Origin of the sequence: Streptomyces sp. WZ.A104, from assembly GCF_002382885.1 — a bacterium.
Lineage (GTDB): Bacteria > Actinomycetota > Actinomycetes > Streptomycetales > Streptomycetaceae > Streptomyces.
The window spans coordinates 31,859-52,058 of the sequence record NZ_NWVL01000047.1; the positions used below are offsets into that span (position 1 = coordinate 31,859).

13 protein-coding genes and 5 pseudogenes are annotated in these 20,200 nt (G+C 69.6%); 8 read left to right on the forward strand and 10 right to left on the reverse strand.

Annotated elements, in window-relative coordinates; all coding sequences use genetic code 11:
• Positions 1 to 103 precede the first annotated feature (103 nt).
• A pseudogene (locus CIB93_RS23740) lies at positions 104 to 2,852 on the reverse strand (RHS repeat-associated core domain-containing protein); the annotation flags it as partial.
• 106 nt (positions 2,853 to 2,958) lie between these two features.
• On the opposite strand from CIB93_RS23740, the gene CIB93_RS23745 reads away from it, so the two are divergent.
• From CIB93_RS23745 to CIB93_RS23770, 6 genes and pseudogenes are all read left to right on the forward strand, one after another.
• A complete protein-coding gene (locus tag CIB93_RS23745; protein ID WP_096629661.1) occupies positions 2,959 to 4,773 on the forward strand; it encodes a SpoIIE family protein phosphatase in 1,815 nt (604 codons plus the stop codon).
• Positions 4,774 to 4,783: 10 nt separating this feature from the next.
• Positions 4,784 to 5,199: pseudogene (locus CIB93_RS23750) on the forward strand (transposase family protein); the annotation flags it as partial.
• Positions 5,200 to 5,866: 667 nt separating this feature from the next.
• Positions 5,867 to 6,432, forward strand: a pseudogene (locus CIB93_RS23755) (aldehyde dehydrogenase family protein); the annotation flags it as partial.
• Between the two features lie 26 nt (positions 6,433 to 6,458).
• The gene (locus CIB93_RS23760) at positions 6,459 to 7,529 is read left to right on the forward strand and encodes a glycine betaine/L-proline ABC transporter ATP-binding protein (protein ID WP_096629662.1); all 1,071 of its coding nucleotides are present in this window, start codon (positions 6,459 to 6,461) and stop codon (positions 7,527 to 7,529) included.
• Positions 7,526 to 9,574, forward strand: coding sequence for a proline/glycine betaine ABC transporter permease (locus tag CIB93_RS23765; RefSeq protein WP_096629664.1), 2,049 nt, complete (start codon positions 7,526 to 7,528; stop codon positions 9,572 to 9,574). Before CIB93_RS23760 ends, CIB93_RS23765 begins: the two co-directional genes overlap by 4 nt.
• A 79-nt stretch (positions 9,575 to 9,653) precedes the next feature.
• Positions 9,654 to 10,610 carry a glycine betaine ABC transporter substrate-binding protein gene (locus CIB93_RS23770; protein ID WP_257002328.1) on the forward strand — a complete coding sequence of 319 codons (957 nt, stop codon included), beginning with the start codon at positions 9,654 to 9,656 and terminating at the stop codon, positions 10,608 to 10,610.
• A 156-nt stretch (positions 10,611 to 10,766) separates the two neighbouring features.
• Here the strand turns inward: CIB93_RS23770 and CIB93_RS23775 are convergent.
• Positions 10,767 to 11,176: pseudogene (locus CIB93_RS23775) on the reverse strand (transposase); the annotation flags it as partial.
• Positions 11,177 to 11,482: 306 nt separating this feature from the next.
• On the opposite strand from CIB93_RS23775, the pseudogene CIB93_RS23780 reads away from it, so the two are divergent.
• A pseudogene (locus tag CIB93_RS23780) lies at positions 11,483 to 11,595 on the forward strand (3-hydroxyacyl-CoA dehydrogenase family protein); the annotation flags it as partial.
• Positions 11,596 to 11,897: 302 nt separating this feature from the next.
• Here the strand turns inward: CIB93_RS23780 and CIB93_RS23785 are convergent.
• Positions 11,898 to 12,671: a potassium channel family protein gene (locus CIB93_RS23785; RefSeq protein WP_096629666.1), complete on the reverse strand. Its 774-nt coding sequence runs from the start codon at positions 12,669 to 12,671 to the stop codon at positions 11,898 to 11,900.
• Positions 12,672 to 13,015: 344 nt separating this feature from the next.
• Between CIB93_RS23785 and CIB93_RS23790 the strand changes: the two genes are divergently transcribed.
• Complete coding sequence (locus CIB93_RS23790; RefSeq protein ID WP_096629698.1) at positions 13,016 to 13,375, forward strand: hypothetical protein; 360 nt, start codon at positions 13,016 to 13,018, stop codon at positions 13,373 to 13,375.
• Positions 13,376 to 13,479: 104 nt separating this feature from the next.
• On the opposite strand, the gene CIB93_RS23795 is transcribed toward CIB93_RS23790, so the two are convergent.
• The 7 genes from CIB93_RS23795 to CIB93_RS23825 all read right to left on the reverse strand — a co-directional run bounded on the left by CIB93_RS23795 (position 13,480) and on the right by CIB93_RS23825 (position 19,980).
• Positions 13,480 to 13,791: an SCO5918 family protein gene (locus tag CIB93_RS23795; protein ID WP_096629667.1), complete on the reverse strand. Its 312-nt coding sequence runs from the start codon at positions 13,789 to 13,791 to the stop codon at positions 13,480 to 13,482.
• A gap of 57 nt (positions 13,792 to 13,848) precedes the next feature.
• The gene (locus CIB93_RS23800) at positions 13,849 to 14,253 is read right to left on the reverse strand and encodes a CBS domain-containing protein (protein ID WP_096629669.1); all 405 of its coding nucleotides are present in this window, start codon (positions 14,251 to 14,253) and stop codon (positions 13,849 to 13,851) included.
• Positions 14,254 to 14,298: 45 nt separating this feature from the next.
• The gene (locus CIB93_RS23805) at positions 14,299 to 15,813 is read right to left on the reverse strand and encodes a DEAD/DEAH box helicase (protein WP_096629671.1); all 1,515 of its coding nucleotides are present in this window, start codon (positions 15,811 to 15,813) and stop codon (positions 14,299 to 14,301) included.
• A gap of 323 nt (positions 15,814 to 16,136) precedes the next feature.
• Entirely contained in the window at positions 16,137 to 16,340 is a 204-nt protein-coding gene (locus CIB93_RS23810; RefSeq protein WP_096629673.1) for a cold-shock protein, read from the reverse strand.
• A gap of 399 nt (positions 16,341 to 16,739) precedes the next feature.
• A complete protein-coding gene (locus CIB93_RS23815) occupies positions 16,740 to 17,078 on the reverse strand; it encodes a MerR family transcriptional regulator (RefSeq protein ID WP_096629674.1) in 339 nt (112 codons plus the stop codon).
• A gap of 938 nt (positions 17,079 to 18,016) precedes the next feature.
• The gene (locus CIB93_RS23820; protein WP_096629676.1) at positions 18,017 to 18,547 is read right to left on the reverse strand and encodes an NUDIX domain-containing protein; all 531 of its coding nucleotides are present in this window, start codon (positions 18,545 to 18,547) and stop codon (positions 18,017 to 18,019) included.
• 86 nt (positions 18,548 to 18,633) lie between these two features.
• Positions 18,634 to 19,980 carry a transcriptional regulator gene (locus tag CIB93_RS23825; protein ID WP_096629677.1) on the reverse strand — a complete coding sequence of 449 codons (1,347 nt, stop codon included), beginning with the start codon at positions 19,978 to 19,980 and terminating at the stop codon, positions 18,634 to 18,636.
• Between the last annotated feature and the right edge of the window lie 220 nt (positions 19,981 to 20,200).

Consider the following 20,200-nt stretch of genomic DNA (forward strand, 5'->3'; position numbering starts at 1 on the left):
GCAGGATCCGTTACTGCTCGTAGCTCTGGTCGGTGACGAGCCGCTGGTACCGGTATGACGGGCGCTCAAGCAGCTTGTCCGTCAGCCAACCCAGGCCTTTGAACCGCGAGTACGGCGACAGCCCGAGGGGGTCGCAGACGGTGAACGGATTGTGCACATAGGCGACCGGATTCGGCGCGGGGCCGAGGCCGAGCGGGTCCGGGGAGGTGTAGCGGCCGGTCTCCGGGTCGTAGTGGCGGAAGAGGTTGTAGTGGAGACTGGTCTCGGGGTCGTAGTACTGGCCGGGAAAACGCAGAGGGGTGTACGTCGTGCTGGAGCGGGCCCAGGCGGTGGTGCCCCAGAGCGTGCTCCTGGCCCGCCAGGCGATCTCGCCGGACTCGTCGACCAGTTCGGTGGGCGTTCCCACGAGGTCGGTGGCTATGGCGAAGAACCGGCGGTCGATCTCCTCCTGCCGAGTGTCCGGGGTGAGAAGGCGTTCCGTCTGGGACAGCGGGACCAGGCCGCGGTGGTCCCAGGTGAGGGCGACCATGTGTGGCTGGCCCTGTGTGTGGACGGTCTGTTCGCACAGGGTCGTGCCGTCCCAGGAGAAGCGGACCTCCTCTGCGACACTCTCGCCGTCGTCGGCGAGGCGCTGTTTTGCCGTGCGGCGACCCAAGGGGTCGTAGAGGTAGCGCCAGCGGGTGCCGTCGGGTGTGACCACGGCGACGAGACGATCCTCCGCGTCCCATTCATAGCGCCAGGTGTCGGGCTTACGTGACAGACGGGTTCTTTGGCGCATGAGGGCGCGGCCCCCGACCGTCAGGTGCTGCGCGCAGATCCTTCCGGCCTCGTCCCAGCCGGAGGCCAGAGTGAGGGATCCACCGAAGACGCGCTCGAGTTCCCGGCCGGCCGCGTCGTGGGTGAAGGCTATCTCGCGTCCGCCGCTGGTTATCCGGTCGGCACGGCCGGCGGAATCGTAGCCGTACTCGGTGACCGCGCCGGTGGGGGTGATGCGGCGTGCCCGGCGGCCCAGGGTGTCGTAGGCGTAGTTCATGGCGCGGCCGTCTACGAGTTCGGTCCTGGTCCGGCCGCGCCGGTCGTACGCGTAGACGATCTCGCTGTCCGGTCCGGCCGCGTGCAGCAGGCGTCCGGCCCGGTCGTACGCGTAGGTGGTCACCCTGCCCGCCACGTCCTTGCGAACCGCTTGGCCGAGCTGGTCGTAGATGTAGGACACGGTCCGGCCCAGAGTGTCGGACCGGGCGGTGAGCTGCCCCGCGGCGTCGTACCGGTAGGTGAGAGTGCGGCCGTCGAAGTCCGTCTCGGAGGCGAGCCGGCCGGCCGCGTCGTACGTATAGGACCAGGTGCCGTGTGGGCCGGTGACCCGGATCAACCGCAGATCCGCGTCGTGCTCGAACGTGTGGCGGCTGCCGTCGTGTCCGGTGCGGGTGGTGAGCAGGTCGAAGTGCGTGTACTCGAAGCGGGATATGCCGCCGGCCAGGCCGGTGTGGCTGAGGGGGTTGCCCTCGCCATCGTAGGTCCACGACTCGGCGGCACCGTCCGGGGCGACACGGCGGGCGAGATTGCCGTCCTCGTCCAGGACGACCCGGGTCACGCTGCCCATCGGGTCGACGGTGCGTACCATCCGGCCCAGAGCATCGCGCTCCAGGCGGGTGGTGCCGCCGGCCGGGTCGGTCACTGCCACCGGCAGCCCCGCGGCGTCGCAGCGCACGGTGGTGGTGGCGCCGAGGGCGTCGGTGACGGTGGTCAGCCTGCCCCGGCCGTCGTAGGCGTACCGGGTGGCGGCGCCGGCCGGGTCGGTGACTGCGGTGCGGCTGCCGTGCTCGTCGAATTCCTGGAGCCAGCGGGCGCCGTCCGGCCCGCGGAATTCCGTGGACGCACCCGACGGGTCGCGCACGGTGCGTAGTTCGCTCCCGTCGGGGCGGGTGACGCCGAGCAGGCGGCCGTCCGCGTCGTGGGTGAAGGCGGTGGTGCGGCCCAGCGGATCGGTGCGGGTCAGGGTGTTGCCGCGGTTGTCGTAGGTGAAGCGGGTGGTGTGGCCGAGCGGATCGGTGAGGGCCACCACCCGACAGTGGCGATCGATCCGGTGTCGGGCCGTGTGTCCGCCGGCCGTGGTGAGGGTGGTGGTGCGAAGTCCGGTGTCCGGGTCGGGTTCGGTGTAGGTGAGGGTGATCTGGATGTGGCCGGCCTGACCGCCCTCCTCGATGACGCGGTCTCGGTCGTCGTATGTGTAGTCGTAGCGGCTGTTGTTGGAGTCGATCCAGGCGGTGACGCGGCGGCGGTCGTCGTGGACGAAGGTGGTGGTGGCGCCGGACGGTTTGACTACGGTGGTGAGGTTTCCGTCCTCGTAGCCGTAGCGCATCAGAGGCAGGTCCGCCCCGTTCTCTCCCGCTCCCGCCAGGGCCAGGGCCGTGACCCGACCGTCGCTCGCCGTGACAGCCACCCGGCGCCCGGCGGAGCAGGTCAGGGCGAGCGGGGTGCCGTTCTCGGTACGTTCCACGGCCCACCAGTTGCCGTGGCGGTCCTCGACCCGGTCCAGCCAGGCATCACCGTCGCCGCCGGGTTCGCTGTCGGCCGGGGCGGTGAAGTGACAGACCAAGCCCGTGCCGGGATCGGTGACGGTGTAATCGCCGGTCACGTCACGGGCCAGCAGTGTGCGGGCGGTCCCGGACTCCGGTTCGGTCGGGGTGCCTGGGGCGGGGTGCGGATAGGCGATCAGGAGGCCGTCTGCGGTGACGGACGATGCCGGCAGCGTCGATCTCCAGGCGCTCGTCGACGGTGGAGGTCCAAGAGGGGCCGAGGAACCGGCCCGCCAGCAGACCGGACTCGGTGCGGCGGGTGAAGACCAGCGGCAGGGCTGAACAGGTGATCCACCACTTCAGGGGTACCCGGAGGTGCCGCGGCCGCTTCCGGTGCACACTGGGCACCAAGAGGCGTCGAGTCCTGTTTGGAGGCGGAAGAGTGAACGCCGGCAGTGGTAGACGGCGCCTGCCCGGCCGGGGCTCCGCCGGACGACGCTCGGTCGGCGCGAACGTGCGGTTCCGCCGGAGCAGAGGCGTTCTGCCGCCGGACCGGTTCACCACCCGCAGCCGTCTTGCCTGGCTGAATTCCGCCAGTTCCCGCATCGGCACGACCCTGGACCTGGAGCGCACCGCACAAGAACTCGCCGAGTTCACCGTGCCCCGTTTCGCCGACGGGGCGGCCGTGGACATCCTCGAGAGTGTCCTGCGGGGTGACGAGGGCTCCCGGAAGACCGAGCCCGGCATTCCGCAGATGCGGGCCACGGCGCTGTGCGCCATCGAGGAGCTCTCCAACCTGGAGCCGACCCCGGTGGGTGAGATCTTCGTGCACGCCAAGCAGCCGCACGAGACGCTGCTCCACCGGTACGTCCTCCGGCAGGGCAAGCCGGTGCTGCTGAGCAGGGTGCGCGACGAAGACTTCATCCGCGTCGCGCCCACCGCGAGCGCCGCCGCGCAGTTGCGTGCCGCCGGTGTGCACAGCTACCTGGCCGTGCCCTTGATCGCCCGTGGGCTGCTGCTCGGCAGCGCCGACTTCGTGCGCGGCCGCGGAACCCCGCCGTTCTCCACCACCGACCTGGCGCTGGCGGAGCAGCTCGCCTCCAAGGCGGCGGTCTTCATCGACAACGCGCGTCTGTACGGGCGGGAGCGCGAGCACGTCGTCTCGTTGCAGCGCTCCTTGCTGCCGCGCGTCACCCCGGCGACGCCGGGCCTACTGGTGCACTCCGAGTACGCGCCCGCGGCGGCGCATCACGGCGTGGGTGGGGACTGGTACGACGTGATGGCCCTGCCCGGCGGAAGGACGGCCCTGATGGTGGGCGACGTGATGGGACACGGGCTGCCCGCCGCCGCCACCATGGGGCGCCTGCGGACGGTGGCCCGCACGCTGATGACCCTGGACATGGCCCCCGAGCGGATCCTCGCGCGGCTCGACCTGGCCACCCGAGACCTGGAGGACGAGCAGGTCTCCACCTGCCTGTGCGCGGTCTACGACCCCGCCGACTCCTCCTACACGCTGGCGAGTGCCGGGCACCTGCCGCCGCTGCTCCTCGACGGCCAGGGCGCCGCCGACCTCGTCCCGGTGCTGACCGGCGCGCCGCTGGGAGCGGGCGTGATTCCGTACGACCCCCTGCGGCTGCGCGTCCCGGACGGCGCCCACCTGGTCATGTACACGGACGGCCTGATCAAGTCCCGGGACCAGGACGTGGACGCCCAGTTGGACCGGCTGCGTACGGCGGCGCTGAGCCTGCCGCCCGGGTCGCTGGAGAAGGGGGGTCTGGTGGAGCGCGCCCCGGCCGCCGCCGCCCGGTTCGACGAGGCGGTGCTCCTCGTCACCACGAGCGCCGCACTCCCGGCTGGAGACCTGCGGGTGTGGGAGCTGCCGCAGGACGGCCGGGCCGCCTCGGCCGCCCGTGGCCTCGTCACCGGCCAGCTCGCCGCATGGGGCCTTGAGGAACTCGCCGACGTATCCGAGCTCGTCGTCTCCGAACTGGTCGGCAACGCACTGCGCTACGGGAACGGCCCCGGCAAGCTGCGGCTGCTGCGCGGGGAACGCCTCGTCGTGGAGGTGTCGGACACCGGCCCCGACCTGCCCCAGATCCAGCACGCGGACCTCAGCGACGAGGGCGGACGGGGGCTTCAGCTCATCAACATGCTGTGCCGCCGCTGGGGTTCGTCCCGCACGGTCACCGGCAAGGTGGTCTGGGCAGAACAGAACATGCCATCCTCGGTCCCAGCCGAGCGCCAGGCCGTGGTGTGAAGGTTTCCCCGTGATCCCGGACGGCGCCCTCCTGCCGATCGACCGGATCGCCGCCGACACCCCGTACTACTCCGGGAAACACAAGCGCCACGGCATGAACGTCCAGGTCTCACCGATCTGTTCGGTCGGCTGTTGTGGGCGTCCCCCGCCTTTCCCGGGTCCGTCCACGACCTGACCGCCGCACGGACCCGCGGGATCATCGAAGCGCTGACCGAATCCGAACTGAAATGCTGGGCGGACAAGGCGTACCAAGGAGCGGGTGGACTCGTCCGAGTCCACTTCCGGGGCCCCTGCCTGAAGAGATGGAAGCGCCTTCACAACAGCAGCCGCGCCAAGATCCGCTGCCTCGGCGAGCAGGCCATGGCCACTCTCAAGGGCCGGCGCCTCCTGCGGAAGCTCCGCTGCGGCACCGACAGGACCAGGAGCAGGCATGACCACGCGCCAGAAGGTCCAGCACGCCCACCCGCTACGACCAGCGCACGCACCCCTCATGAACGACCGGGGCGGCAGGCCCTCTGCGCCACCTCCACGCGGAGGCGGGGCGCATGCAGTCCTCACCGGGCTCATCGTCGGGGCCTGGATCTGGTCTACCTTGTTCGGCGTCGACTGGGCGATCTTCGTCATGGCGGAACCACTGCTCCCCTCGTCCCTCGTAACCGGTGTCGACAACGGGGCCACCCTCGGACTCCTTGAGCTCCGTGGCCTGATTCTCGACGAGCGGCAGGTCGCTGAGCGTGACCGCATGTACGTCCGCACACAGGCTGACCAGCCCCCTGCTCACCGCCACCGCGCTCGGTGCCGTATGCGTCGGGCCGGTCGGTGGTGGGGCCGTGCTCGTCCTGCTCGCACACCCCCTCGCCTGGGTACTCGTCGGACACTGGCACGCTCCCTTACGGGTCGCCGGGCCCGCCCTTCAGGACGAGCCGAGCGCGGCCGATGACGCCCCGGGCGAACGGGGCACGTCAGTCGTCGAGAGACCCGTAGCACTTTCGGTTACCGAACACGCATACTTCGCGCCACTGAGGGCAGATGTCCCGATCGCCAGTCGATGCTGCTGGGGAAACCACGTTGGTAACGGAAGGCAATAGTCGGCGTGTCGGTAGAAAAGATCATTCATGTGGACGGAAAGTGGCGAAACGCCCTTCCCGGTACCACGCGCGACATCCTCGACCCGGCCGATGCCACGCCGTTCGCCGTCGTGGCGGAGGGCGCGGCCGAGGACGCCGACGCCGCGCTCGGTGCCGCGCGCGCCGCTTTCGACTCCGGACCCTGGCCGCGTACCCTGGCCGCCCAGCTCGCACGCCTATTACTCCGGGGCGAAGCGCTCCTGCGGCGCGAGCGCGAGGAGATCGGTCTCCTGGAGAGCCGGGACGCCCGAAAGACCCTCGAAGAGGGCCGCTTCGTCGTCCACGAGCCCGTCGGCGTCTGCGCGCTGATCACCCCCTGGGACCGTCCTCCTCTCCAGACCGGATGGAAGACCGCCCGACGCTCGCCGCGGGCAACGCCTTCGTGATCAAACCGAGTGAGATCACCCTGCTTGCCACCGTCGCCCCGATGCGGCTGCTCACCGAGGCCGGACTGCCCGTCGGCGCCGGCGACCCCGTCGGCGCGAGCATGGCCGAACATCCCGCCGTCGACCTTGTGACCGTTACTGCTGGAACAACCGCACCGGGAGGTGATGCGTGATGACCGCCACCGAACCGGTCTTCGCCGTACGTAATCTCTGGAAGGTCTTCGGACCCAAGGCCGACCGCATACCCGGCGACAAGGAACTCGCCGGGCTCTCCGCCGAGGAGCTGCGCGCTCGCACCGGCTGCACCGCGGCCGTCCGTGACGTCTCCTTCGACGTCCGCAAGGGCGAGGTATTCGTCGTCATGGGCCTCTCCGGCTCCGGCAAGTCGACCCTCGTCCGCTGTCTGACCCGGCTCATCGAGCCGACCAGCGGCGAACTCGCCATGGACGGCGAGGACGTCATCTCCATGGATAGGAACCGGCTGCGCGAGCTGCGCCGACACCGCGCCGCCATGGTCTTCCAGCACTTCGGTCTGCTGCCCCACCGGTCCGTCATTGACAACGTCGCCTACGGCCTGGAGATCCAGGGCATGGCCCGCGCCGAACGCCGCGCCAAGGCCGCCGAGGTCGTCGCCAAGGTCGGCCTCGCCAGCATGGAGGAGCGCCGCCCCGGCCAGCTCTCCGGCGGGCAGCAGCAGCGCGTCGGCCTCGCCCGCGCCCTCGCCGTCGACCCCGAGGTGCTCCTCTTCGACGAACCGTTCAGCGCGCTCGACCCGTTGATCCGCCGTGACATGCAGGAGGAGGTCATCCGCCTGCACCGTGAAGAGGGCCGCACCATGGTCTTCATCACCCACGACCTCAACGAGGCACTGCGCCTCGGCGACCGGATCGCCCTGATGCGCGACGGCATGATCGTGCAGCTCGGCACGCCCGAGGAGATCGTCGCCGATCCGGCCGACGACTACGTACGCGACTTCGTCCGGGACGTACCGCGTGAGCAGGTAATCTCCGTACGGCGGGCCATGCGTCCCGTCGAGCCGGGGGAGAACGAGTCGGGGGTGGCCCTCGCCCCCGAGACGCTGGTATCCGAAGCGATCGAGGCCGTCGCCCGCAGCGGCGAGTACTGCCGCGTCGTCGACGACGGACGCACTCTCGGCATCGTCGGCCACGAACAGCTCCTCGCTGTCGTCGCCGGGCTCGACGACGACAGCGAGCCGGAGCCCAAGAAGGTGGCGGCCGTATGAGCGCCGCCCCGAATCCCGTCATCGACCAACGGGACACCACCCGCACGTCCGACCCGCACCTGATCGAGGACGGGGACGGCACCGGCACGCCCGGCCCGCTCTCCCGGATCGCAGGGAATCCGAAGACGATGCTGCTGATCGCGGTTGTCCTCGTCGCCGTCGTCAGCGCCGTCGTCACTGGCACCGGCAGCGGGGTGTGGCCGTCCGGCCTGACCGCCGACGTCCAGTCCCCGCTCGACGATCTCAACCGCTGGCTCGTCGACAACCGCACCACCCACCCCCTCTTCCTCTACTTCCTGCTGCACATCAGCAACACGGCCGAAAGCTCGGTCGAGGGTGTGCTCAGCCTGCTGGAGGGCCTCGGCTTCATCGGGGTGACCCTCGCCGCCGTACTGATCGCCTGGTACGCCGGAGGGGCCGGCCTGCACCGCCGGGCCCTGCGCACCGCGGGCACCGCGCTCGGCACCTTCGCGGTGGTCGGGCTCCTCGGCATGTGGGAGCCGGCCATGGAGACGCTGGCCCTGATGATCGTCTCGGTCGCCGTCTCGGCTGTCGTCGGAGCCCTCCTCGGGCTCGTCGCCGGACTCTCCGAACGAGGCGAGCGCATACTGCGCGTGGTGTTCGACACGATGCAGGTGCTGCCCGCCTTCGCGTATCTGCTGCCGTTCGTCCTGATCTTCGACATCGGTACGCCGTCGGTCTTCGTCGCCACGGTCATCTTCGCGGCTCCGCCGATGGCCCGGCTCACCGCACTCGGCCTGCGCGGCGCCGACCCGGCGGCTCTGGAGGCGTCCGCCTCGCTCGGGGCGAGCTCCCTGCAGCAGCTGTTCACCGCACGCCTGCCGCTCGCCCGCAAGCAGATGCTCCTGGGCCTCAACCAGACGATCATGATGTGTCTGTCCATGGTCGTTCTCGCCTCGTTGATCGGCGCGGGCGGTCTCGGTGACGAGATCTTCACCGCGCTCTCCACCGTCGACGTCGGCCTCGCCCTGCCCGCCGGTATCGCGGTCGTCCTCATCGCCGTCTGGCTGGACCGGACGACAGCCGCGGCCGGCGAGCAGCTCGACGACCCGGCCGGCGGACACCGCGGCGCCTGGTATCTGATCTGGCCCGGCATGGCCGTCGCTGTCGGCGGCAGCGCCCTCCTCGGGTCCCTCCTCGGCCGGCAGACATGGCCCGACGCCTGGACCGTCTCCATCAGCGAGCCGGTCAACTCCGTCGTCAACTGGATCGAGCGCGAACTCGGCTCCGGCATCCCCGTCCTCGGCGGCACGCTCACCTGGGCCGAAAACTTCGCCATCTGGGTCATCAACCCGATGCGCGACGTCCTGCTTGCCACTCCCTGGTGGGCGATGCTGACTCTCGCGGGTGTGCTCGCCTTCCGCGCCGGACGCTGGCGCGCCACCGTCACCGTCGTGCTTGCGCTGAGCGCGATCGGCGTCATGGGTCTGTGGAACCGCTCCATGGACACTCTGTCCCAGGTGCTCGCCGCGCTCGTCGTCACGCTGCTGATCGGCTTCGCCATCGGCATTCTGGCGGCCCGCGCGGGCCGGGTGGAACGGCTGATCAGGCCGGCGCTCGACGTCATGCAGACCATGCCGCAGTTCATCTATCTGATCCCGGTGATCGCGCTGTTCAGCGGGGGCCGCACGGCCGCCGTCGCCGCGGCGGTCGTCTACGCGCTGCCAGCCGTGGTTCGTATCACCACTCAGGGAATCAAGCAGATCGACCCGTCGGCCCTGGAAGCTGCCCGTTCACTCGGCGCCAGCACGGGACAGCAACTGCGCCAGGTCCAGATCCCGCTGGCCCGTCCCGCACTGCAACTCGCCCTGAACCAGGGATTGGTGCTCGTCCTCGCGATCGTCGTCATCGGCGGCATGATCGGCGGCGGCGCGCTCGGCGTCGATGTGGTCAAGGGGCTCGCCAAGGGTGATCTGGGGCTCGGGATGACCGCCGGTATCGCGATCGTCTGCCTGGGGCTGCTGCTCGACCGGATCTCGCAGCCGGCGACGACGGCGAAAGAACGCGCCGAGGCCTCTCAATAGCCCCCCGACTTCCGTCCATCACGCAACTCATCAAGCTCACCCATCTCTCCCAACTCATGGAAGAAAAGGAAACAGACTCGTGAACTACAAGCGGATACGCACCACCCTCGTCGCCGGAGTCGGCGCGCTCGGAATGTTCGCCCTCAGCGCCTGCGGAGCCGCCGAGACCGAGTCGGCCTCCTCCGCGGACGAGGTCACCCTGACCGTCCCGTCGTGGGTCGGCGCCCGCGCCAACGCCGAGGTTGCCAAGGTGGTCCTGGAGCAGGAGCTGGACGTCAAGGTCAAGCTCCAGCAGCTGGACGAGCCGGTCGCTTTCGACGCGCTGAACAACGGCAAGGCCGACGCGATCCTGGAGGACTGGGGCGGCTCCCCGAAGAAGGAGCAGCTCTACGTCGAGGAGAAGAAGACGATCGTCAAGGGCGGCGACCTCGGTGTCGACGGCCACATCGGCTGGTTCGTGCCGAAGTATTACGCGGATGAGAACCCGGAGATCCTCGACGCGAAGAACTTCAATAAGTTCGCGAAGGACTTCACGTCCGCCAACAGCGGCGACAAGGGTGAGTTCCTTGGTGCGGCTCCGTCGTACACCACGTACGACGAGCACATCATCAAGAACCTCGGCCTGAATCTCAAGGTCAAGGAAACGGGCAACGAAGCCGCCCAGATCAAGGAGATTCAGCAGAAGTACCGCGACAAGGAGCCGTTCATCACCTACTGGTGGGACCCCCAGTGGCTGAACGCCGACATCGACCTGGTCGAGGTCAAGCTGCCGGAATACACCGAGGGCTGCAACGAGCCCGAGACGGCGACGGACTGCGCCTACGCCGTCACCCCCCTCCAGAAGTACCTGAACGCCGACTTCGCGAAGGACGGCGGCGACGCGGCCCAGTTCATCAAGAACTTCAACTGGTCGACCGAGGAGCAGAACAAGGTCGCCAAGTGGATAGCGAAGGACAAAATGTCCGGCAAGGAAGCCGCTGAGAAGTGGGTCAAGGAGAACAAGGCCGTATGGGAGGCTTGGCTGCCGAAGAAGTAACGGCGGTCGGGAACGGCAGCTGAGAACGGCGACCGAGGGACGTACGTCCACGAGGGCGGCCAGGGTGCTCCACGTACCCCGGCCGCCCTCGGCGCCGTCTCTGTCGCTCGCGTGGCCGGGATGTCGGGGGCCTGCACGTCTACCTGGCCGGGTCTGTCAAACGTTCGGCTCTGTTCCGTAGTCGGTGGTGACGGTGGGTTCTCCTTGTTGCAGGAGGATGCGGTGACGGAGAAGGCCGAATCCTGCTCGGCCGTGCATCTGCCGCATGATCTTCTTGGTTCGGGTATCGACGCCTTCTGTCCGGCCGTTGCGGTGGGCAGGGTGAGGCCTGCGTTCACAGCGGCGCGGTCGAGTTCGAGGCCGTTGCAGAAGCTGTGCAGGTGGGGCAGGCCGGCGGCGCGGACCGTGGCGATCCACTGGGTGAGCTTGTCGTCGTTGGCCTGGGCCGGGGCCAGGAGCGCGGCAAACTCGCCGGTGAGCCGGGCGAGTGCGGTCATCTCCGGGCACCCTGCGGTGAGGAGGCCGAGCAGGTCGGTGCCTCTGGTCCACAGGTGCTCGGGGCGGGTGCAGAAGGCCACTCCTCCACGCGGCCGTCCACGGCTGGTACGAAGGCCATGTCCAAGGTGAGAACGAAGGCCCCGGGCGCGGCTTCTGGGACAGGCTACCCAGCACACCGCACGCGGCTGACCGCACCTGAATCGTCGAGGAGCGCCACCGACGCGTCGGTGGCGCTCCTCGACGATTGGTCTCTTGCTCACCTGCTCCAGATAGGCGCCGGCGAAACCGAGCGCGATCAAGCGGTCCTCGTCGCTCGGGTACGTGGTCCCGCCCCGACCACCGACCATGGCGCGCAGCGCCGACCAGTTGAACGCGAGTACAAGGAGCCGCTGTACGCCGCTCCCCCGCTGCTCCCCCGCTGCTCCAGCGCATGGTCGACGCGGGTCGCCTCGGCCGCAAGACGGGCTCGGGCTTCTACCCGTACTGACCGCCCTACCGGCAGGCCCGGCGCTCACGCAGCCGGGCCCGCCGGGGCACGTCCCCCGAGGTCAGGACCCGCGTGGAGCTCTGCTCGACCTGCTGGCCACCGGCGACGTCATGCGCGCCACCGCAGGGGTACGCCTCCAGCTGGCGCGGCTGGAGTTGGACGAGCGCCTCCGGCCCCTGGCTGCCGCCGCGGCAGGCCGCTGACCGGCAGCGGATCCGGCGGCCGAAGGAGAGACGCGGTGAAAGGGTGATCCGTCGCCGGCGAGTGCCGGGAGCCGGTCCTGGCCTTTTCCCGTCAGGTGTTCACGGCCCCGGAGAGGAAGGTCCGGGCACGTTGGCCGCTTGGGGCCCCGGCGCGACTGCGAGCCGCGCGACCTCGGCCCGCAGTGCGGTGACTTCCGCGGTCAGGGCCTCCAGGAGGGCTGTCTGCCTGCGTTCCTCGGCGTTGTCCCGTTCGAAGCGGGAGATGAACCAGGCCGCGATGTTCGCCGTCACGACACCGAGCAGTGCGATGCCGGAGAGCATCAGCCCCACGGCGAGCAGCCGGCCGAGCCCGGTGGTGGGCGCCAGGTCCCCGTACCCGACCGTCGTCATGGTGGTGAATGACCACCACACCGCGTCGCCCAGCGTGCGAATGTTGCCATTGGGTGCGTCCCGCTCCACCTGGAGCACCGCGAGCGAGCCGAACATCATGAGCCCGACCACCGAGCCTGCGACGTAGACCGTCATCGTGATCTGCGGCGCGTGCCTGGCCCGTCGGCCCACCAGGAGCAGGGTGGAGACCAGCCGCAGCAAGCGCAGCGGCTGAACCAGCGGCAGGACGACGGCCAGCAGATCCAGCGGATGGCTCCGGACGAACGCCCACTTGCCGCAGGCCAGTGCCAGCCGAACCGCGTAGTCGAAGGCGAACGCCGCCCAAACGCTCCACTCGGCGGCACGGCACGCCGCGTGCACCCAGTCCGGTGCGTCCGGAGCGAGGACAGGGAAGGCGTATGCGACGGCGAACAGCACTGCCAGCAGCAGAAGGGGCGTACGTGTGCGCTGTTCCCATCGGCTCAGCCTGGTTCCATGCTTCATACGGGCATCGTAGGATCCGGGAAGGAGAGAGGCCCCAGAGGGCCTCGGGGTGTGAAGCAGGGGTTCCGCGTTGCGCCGATCTGGTTCACCTCGCGGCCCCACAGATGCTTGAACCCTTCGGCATCGGCGTGGATGCCGCTGCCGAGATCCAGCACCGGCCGCAGCCCACGTCGCCGGCCTGCGAGGCGGCCCGGTTCGCGGTCGCCGGGGCCTTGGAGCCGCCCGTCCCGGCCGTACCGCTCACAGGGGGTTCAGCGCCTTCAGCCACAGGGGCCTCGGCGCCGTCCAGCCCGGAACGGGACCGCAGGAAAGCAGTCCGTCGGTCGACGAATATGATTGGCCGCATGTCGAAGCCTGACGCGCTGCTCGTTGACGTTGCCGCCCTGGTGGAGTCCGGGCGCAGCAATCAGATGTCGTTGACCGTGGTCGCCGGTGGTGCTGTCATCACGGGTCGGCTGGCTCCCGAAGCCGTCTGGAGGCAGCGGGTGTCGGAAGTCCTTGCGGACTCGGCCCGCCTGAGCGCCTTTTCCGGCCTGTTCACCACCACTGCACCCGAGGACGGGCAGCCCACGCATCTGCACTTCCACGTGGCGCGGATTCTGCAGGGCGCGGTGGGGATCCCGGAGACGGGCGGGATGTACCGGGTCGCGATCGAGGACGTCAGCGCCTGGACGATGGGCGACTTCAGCTACTCCGACAACTGACCCGCTGACTCGCCGGGAAACCCGGGGTACGCGGTGAGGGTCCGGCCGGATGCTCCGGTCGGACCCTCACCGCTGCTTGCTGACGGCTCACGCCTGACTGTCGCTCAGGCGGCCACAGGGGCTCCGAGCATCGCGGACGCCTGCTGCAACGGGTCGAGAACCCGAGTGGGTGCGGGGGCCGGGGGCAGGTCGCGGCAGGTGAAGCCGAGCTGGGTCATGGCCCGCAGGACTTCTCCCGCGCTGAAGTCGCGGCGGTCCTGGCGTGTGATGACCTGGCCGACCTGTTTGACGGGGTAGGTGCGTCGGCCGATGACCACGGACTCACCGGATACTTGCTCGGGCTTGACGCCCTTCATCGATTCCAGGACACCGCTCTTGGTCAGGTCGAACGGGAAGCGGGCGATGACACAGCGCATGATGCCTCACAGGGAGAGGAACGGAGAGGGGGGTGTTTCTGCTGCGGATGGGGCGGCTCAGCCGGCGAGGGCGAGAACGCCCAGCGCGCTGCCGTGTTCGTCGACCACGGGCAGGGCGTCGACGCGGCTGTGGTGCATCATGTGCCCGGCTTCGGCCATGGTGGTCACCGGTGAGATGAAAGGCCCTCGGTCGCCGAGGATGTCCCGCAGCTGGACCCTGTCCGAGTACGCGGAGCCGTCACGGACTACTGCGAGCCGGGACCGGGTGACCAGTCCGGTACACCGGCCGCTGTCGTCGCAGACGAGCAGATGTCCGGTGCGGGCACTGGCCAGGACCGCCAGGGCCACCTCGACGGTCATGTCGTCGCAGACCTGCGGCCCGGCGGTCTCCATCACGTCGGCCACCGTCCCGCCTGCGGGCGTGGCGTGCGTCGAGCCCGGCTGCATCTGGACCAGCGTCAAAAGGTGCCTCCTGCACAGATGGGTCAGCTTCCGGATCACGAAGTTTCAGGCAGCCGCATCGAAGGAGGACTGATGTGCGGTCACGCGCCGGGCCGCGGAGGCGGGGCTGCGCCGGCCCCGTGAGGGCGCGCTGCGCCGTCGTCGCTCGACCACCGGCGCGGTGATGGTCACCGGAATACCGGAGGGGGTCCGGGCGCCGGTGATCCGGCCGAGTGCCTCCTCGCCTGAGCGGACCTGGGTCGTCTGGGGCACGATGCCCGCGGCGGTCATGAGGCGGCTCATGCCTCGGCGCTGGCTGGGGGTGACGAGGGTGACGACACTGCCGGACTCCCCTGCCCGCGCGGTACGGCCGCCGCGGTGGAGGTAGTCCTTGTGGTCGGTCGGCGGGTCGACGTTGACGACGAGGTCGAGGTTGTCGACGTGGATGCCGCGGGCGGCGACGTTCGTGGCCACGAGCACGGTGACGTGCCCGGTCTTGAACTGGGTCAGGGTCCGGGTGCGCTGCGACTGCGCCTTGCCGCCGTGCAGAGCGGCGGCCCTCACACCGCTGGCCAGCAGGTGGTCGGTGAGCTTGTCCACGGCCAGCTTGGTGTCCAGGAACATGATGACCCGGCCTTCCCGCGCCGCGATCTCGGTCGTTGCCCGGTGCTTGTCGGTACCGTGGACGTGCAGCACATGGTGCTCCATCGTGGTGACCGCCCCGGCGGAGGGGTCGACGGAGTGGACGACCGGGTCGCTGAGGTAGCGGCGGACCAAGCGGTCGACGTTACGGTCCAGGGTGGCGGAGAAGAGCATCCGCTGCCCCTCGGGACGGACCTGGTCCAGAAGCTCGGTGACCTGGGGCATGAAGCCCATGTCAGCCATCTGGTCGGCCTCGTCCAGAACGGTGATCGCGACCTGGTCAAGTCGGCAGTCACCACGGTCGATGAGGTCCTTGAGCCGGCCCGGCGTCGCCACCACGACCTCCGCGCCACCGCGCAGTGCGTTGGCCTGCCTCCCGATCGACATTCCGCCGACGACGGTGGCAAGGCGCAGCCTCACCGAGCGGGCGTAGGGGGCCAGGGCGTCGGTCACCTGCTGGGCCAGCTCGCGCGTCGGCACGAGGATCAGGGCCAAGGGCTGACGGGGCTCGGCACGTTGACCGGCGGTGCGGGCCAGCAGAGCCAGGCCGAAGGCGAGGGTCTTGCCAGAGCCGGTGCGTCCGCGTCCCAGGGCGTCGCGGCCCGCGAGGGTGTTGGGCAGGGTCGCCCCCTGGATCGGGAACGGGACGCTCACCCCCTGTGCGGTCAGCGCCGCCAGCAGCGGCCCCGGCATGTCGAGTTCGGCGAACGTCTCGACGGCGGGCAGCGCGGGAGTGACCGTGACCGGCAGGGCGAACTCGCCCTGAACCGTGGCGGGCCGCCGCCCCTGGCCGCCCGAGCGGCCCGAGCGGCCCGAGCCGCCGGAGCGCGCCGGGGCGGCGGAACGGGCCGGGGCGGGCGAGTTGAAGCGGCTACCGCCCCGGCCGGAGTCGGCGGCACGGCTGCGGGACGAGCGGTTGCCCGTACGTGTGGGATTCATTCAGAACCTTCCCTGATACGGCACGTATCAAGAAATTTCCGCAGCGGTGGAACAGCGCAGGAAATCACAAGAACGGGCCGAGCGGATGCGAAATAAAATGAGACCTGCAGTTAATCCCGGAGCGGGATGCAGACCATGGGAGGAGTGGCGCCATATAGGCGAGGAATCCAGTTCCACCGGTGGTGGGACTCGGAAGGAGCGGGCAGCGAGAGGACTCTGCGGGCGAAGGTTCTGCCGCAGATGGCGCCACTCCGGAAGAATGGCCGTAGCTGGGTCCCGCACCCCGAGGGATACGGGACCCAGCTACGAAGTACGCGCCAGTATCAGGCGGGAACGATGTTCTCGGCCATCGGGCCCTTCTGGCCCGGCGCGATGTCGAAGGTGACCCTCTGGCCTTCGAGCAGCTCACGGAGGCCCTGGGCGGCGATGTTCGAGAAGTGGGCGAACACGTCAGCGCCGCCGCCGTCCTGCTCGATGAAGCCGAAGCCCTTGGCCGCGTTGAACCACTTGACCGTGCCTGACGCCATGTCACATCTCCTTCGAGGGCAGTGCGCCGAGACCCGTGATGCACGGATCCCGCGTCGCCGCGATGATGCCCCGACCGGAGGGAACCGGAAATACAAAAGGCTCTTCGGGCCGGAAGGTCTCGCCCGAAAGCTCAGAAATTTGGGTACCACAACTGCAACTGAGATCGACAGTAGCATGCCGTAATGGTCCCCGTACGGTGAAAAAAATCCACTCTATTTGCTGCGTCAAGAATACTCCCGGCACGGCGCATTGAACCCTCACCCCGCGGCCATAGATATTGGCCCGCTCCGGGCGCAGCGTTGCAGGAAGCATGACCACCGGGGAAGGGAGGCGGCCGACGAGCGCACTTCCGGGCAGGGGGTTCGGCACCTGCCGGTTCTCCACCGGCCGCGCAGGCTTCAGGCTACGGGCGGAGTGCTGGGCGGCTTGGCGGCTCGGTGGTGTTCGGCGTTGATGCGCCGGGCTTCTTCGAGTTGGTCCTCAAGGATGATGATGCGGCAGGCGGCCTCGATCGGGGTCCCGCCGTCGACCAGCTCGCGGGCGCGGGCGGCGATGCGGAGCTGATAGCGGGAGTAGCGGCGGTGGCCGCCCGCGGAGCGCAGGGGTGTGATGAGGCGGGCTTCACCGATGGCGCGGAGGAACCCTTGCGTGGTGTTGAGCATCTCGGCTGCCCGGCCCATGGTGTAGGCGGGGTAGTCGTCGTCGTCGAGGCGGCCGAACGAGTCATCTGCTGTCATCTGTACCTTCCTGTGGAACACGCGTCGGGGGGCCCGGGTGCCATTTGGCACCCGGGCCCCGAAGGAACTGCTACACCATCAGCCGGCCTGATCGGCTACGCCGGCTCTATGTTTCCGCATACCTGCCGGGAAGAGGTCCGGGGGTTGCGGGGATCGCGGTTGCTTGACCGGAGACCACCTCACTATCGATGTCCTGCGGTACCCGGGCCCAATAGGTCCGCCCGGGCGATCCTGATGGCGTTCAACTCCTCCGTTCTTTCCCTCTGGCCAACTACTTCCGTACTCCTGGTGGCCTCTCACAGCGCCACTTCGGCAGCCAGCCCCGTCGCCCGTCCTGCATCTGCTCTGGCTTAGAACCCCACTGCCGAACTTCCCGGTACGCGCGCCGCAGCCTGACGCCATTTACCGAGGGACCACTGGTACTGCGGACTGCACTTGGGTCCTGCGGTTCTGCTCGCGGCAGCCCCTGAAACTGCGGGCCACCCGGTCCGGGGCCAGTCCCGTCGCCATCCTGCAACAACCCCGGCTTCGGAACTCCACCACCGCACCGACCTGCGTACTGCAACTGCTGATTACTACCGCCCGGCAGTTCATCTCTGCCGAGCTCTGCTGTCCCTCTTGGATACGAGAGAAACCATAACCACCCCGCATCCCAATGTCTACCCCAGTCAGCATAGATTTCGAGATGTTGGTCAGGAAGACTTTCTGCCTGAACCACCGACGGAGCATGGGCGGGTCACCCCGGCCGAGACCACTGCATCCGGCCAGAACCGTTACCCACAGCCGCCCTCTCCGGCTGCGCCGCAGCCGGGGCGCAGCCGGAGAGGGCGGCCGGCCAGGGCACAAGCCCCGCCCGGGCGGCCAGGGGGTGCCGGTCCCGGACACCCCGGGGCCGGCTCCTCGCGCGTGGGGGCGTACGGGACACCTGTGCGGGACGGTCAGCCCAGTCTGAGGTGGTGCAGCATCAGCAGCGCGGCTGCCATGTTCGCGGCGGGCACCTCGCCCCGGGCGATCATGTCCGGGACCACCTTGAGCGGTATCCACTCGCGCCGGGACGACTCGAAGGCGTCCTGCGGAGGCCCGGTCCAGTGCGCCTCGTCGGACCAGTAGAGGTGGTGCCGGGCGTCGGTGAGGCCGTTGGCGGGCTCGACGGTGAGCAGCCGGCGCAGCTCGCCGGGGCGCCAGCCGGTCTCCTCCTCCATCTCGCGGGCCGCGGCGGCCGGGAGGTCCTCGCCGTCCTCGACGACGCCCGCGGCCAGCTCCCAGCCCCAGCTGTCGGTGATGAAGCGGTGCCGCCACAGCAGCAGCACCTCGTTGGCCTCGTTGACGACGGTGGCCGCCGCGACCGGGCGCAGCCGGATGACGAAGTGGTCGAGGTGGCTGCCGTCGGGCAGCTCGACATCGGCCAGATTCACCCGGAACCAGGGGTTCTGATACACATTCTGTTCGCTTAAGTTCGTCCACTGCACGGTTCTGCCGCCTTTCGACATGTTGAGGTCAACATGCCAGCAGGGTCGGCTCAGAAGCGGAACGAACGGCGGGGCGTCGCCGGAGCTCACAGAGGCACTCGGAGCGCCCCCTCGATGAGACCGGCGGTCTGTACGGCGTCGGCGCAGCCGCTCTCGGCCAGCTGAGCCCGGACCTGCCGCAGCCGGTCGCGCAGCCGCTGGGACTCCATCCCCCGGGCCCGTTCGGCCATTTCGGCGGCGGTACCGGCCGCGCGGTCCGGCTCGCCCTGGAGCAGTTCGATATGGCTGAGCATCGCAAGACGGTGCACGCGCCCCCGGTCGTGCGCCGGGGCGCGCACCGCGGAGGCCGCGTGCTCTCTCGCCCCGGGCAGATCCCCGAGGCTGAGCAGGGCTTCCGCCACCTGGACGTCCACCAGGCCGGGCTGGACGTACCCCGTCTCGTCCGGTTCGCGTCCCGTGTGGATGCGGCCCGCCTGGGCCTCGGCCCGGCCGATGCAGGCCCGGGCGCTCGCCGCGTCGCCGAGGCGGCCGTACGCCTTGGCCTGCATGGCGTACAGATCGGCGGCCAGGGCGGGGGTGATGTGGTCGCCGGCGGCCCGCAGCGCGGCCTCGGCGAAGGCGATGGAGCGGCGGTAGTCGCCGAGGAACAGGGACTGGGTGACCAGCAGGGCGATCACATAGCCGCCGAGCGCCCGGTCGCCGCTGGACTTGGCGAGCCGCAGCGCCTGGTGGAAGTAGCGCTGGGCGAGCCCGTGGGCGTCGGAGTCGTAGGCGCAGATGCCCGCCACCGCCACCAGACCCGCCGTCGCCCGGTGCAGGCTCCGGCCCAGGGCGTCGCTGTAGCCGCCGCGCAGCAGGGGTGCGGCCTCCGAGTTGAGGAAGCGGACGATCCGGGACCTGGTCGCCACACCCCCGGTCTTGCGGTACATCTGCTCGTAGTGGTCGCGGGCCGCCCTGAGCATCGCTATGTCGGCCTCACTGACCCGGCCGGGGCCCGGCCGCGAGACATCGGTGTCCTCCGGGGGGTTCTCCCACTCCCAGACCGGCATCACCGCCGTGGTGCCGGTGACGGCGGGCACGGTGGCCAGATGCGGGCGCTGCTCGTCGGAGCGCCACAGCGCGGTGGCCCGGTCGACGAAGCCGGAGAGGGACGTGCACTCGGCGGCGCTGTCCGTACCGGAGGCGGCCGCGGCGCCCAGGCCGATGTCGTCGAGCCCGACCGGCCGTCCCAGCCGGCCGCCCAGCACCTCGCAGATCAGGTCCGGCACCTGGCCGCGCGGCCGCTGGCCCTTCAGCCAGCGGGAGACCGCGGTGTGTTCGTACCGCAGGCTCAGGCCACGGCTCCGGCCCGCCCGGTTGACGTGACCGGCGAGGCCCGCCCGGGACACACCGGCCTCCTCGATCAGGGATTCGAGCAGGACATTGGGCTCCATCGTCCCCCCAGGTACGTGTCGCAATGAGCCTAGTGGAGCACGATTCACACGGGGTGTGAACGGAATGCCCGAACCCTCCTGCTGTGCGCTCTGCCGCACCGCTCCCGGTCTCGGTTGAATGAACACCCTCGCAAGAGGCGGCCGGGTCGTCGGCTCCCCCTCGTAACGGTTGACGACCCGCACCGCGCCGTCCGCACTGCTGACCTGCCCGACACTCCGT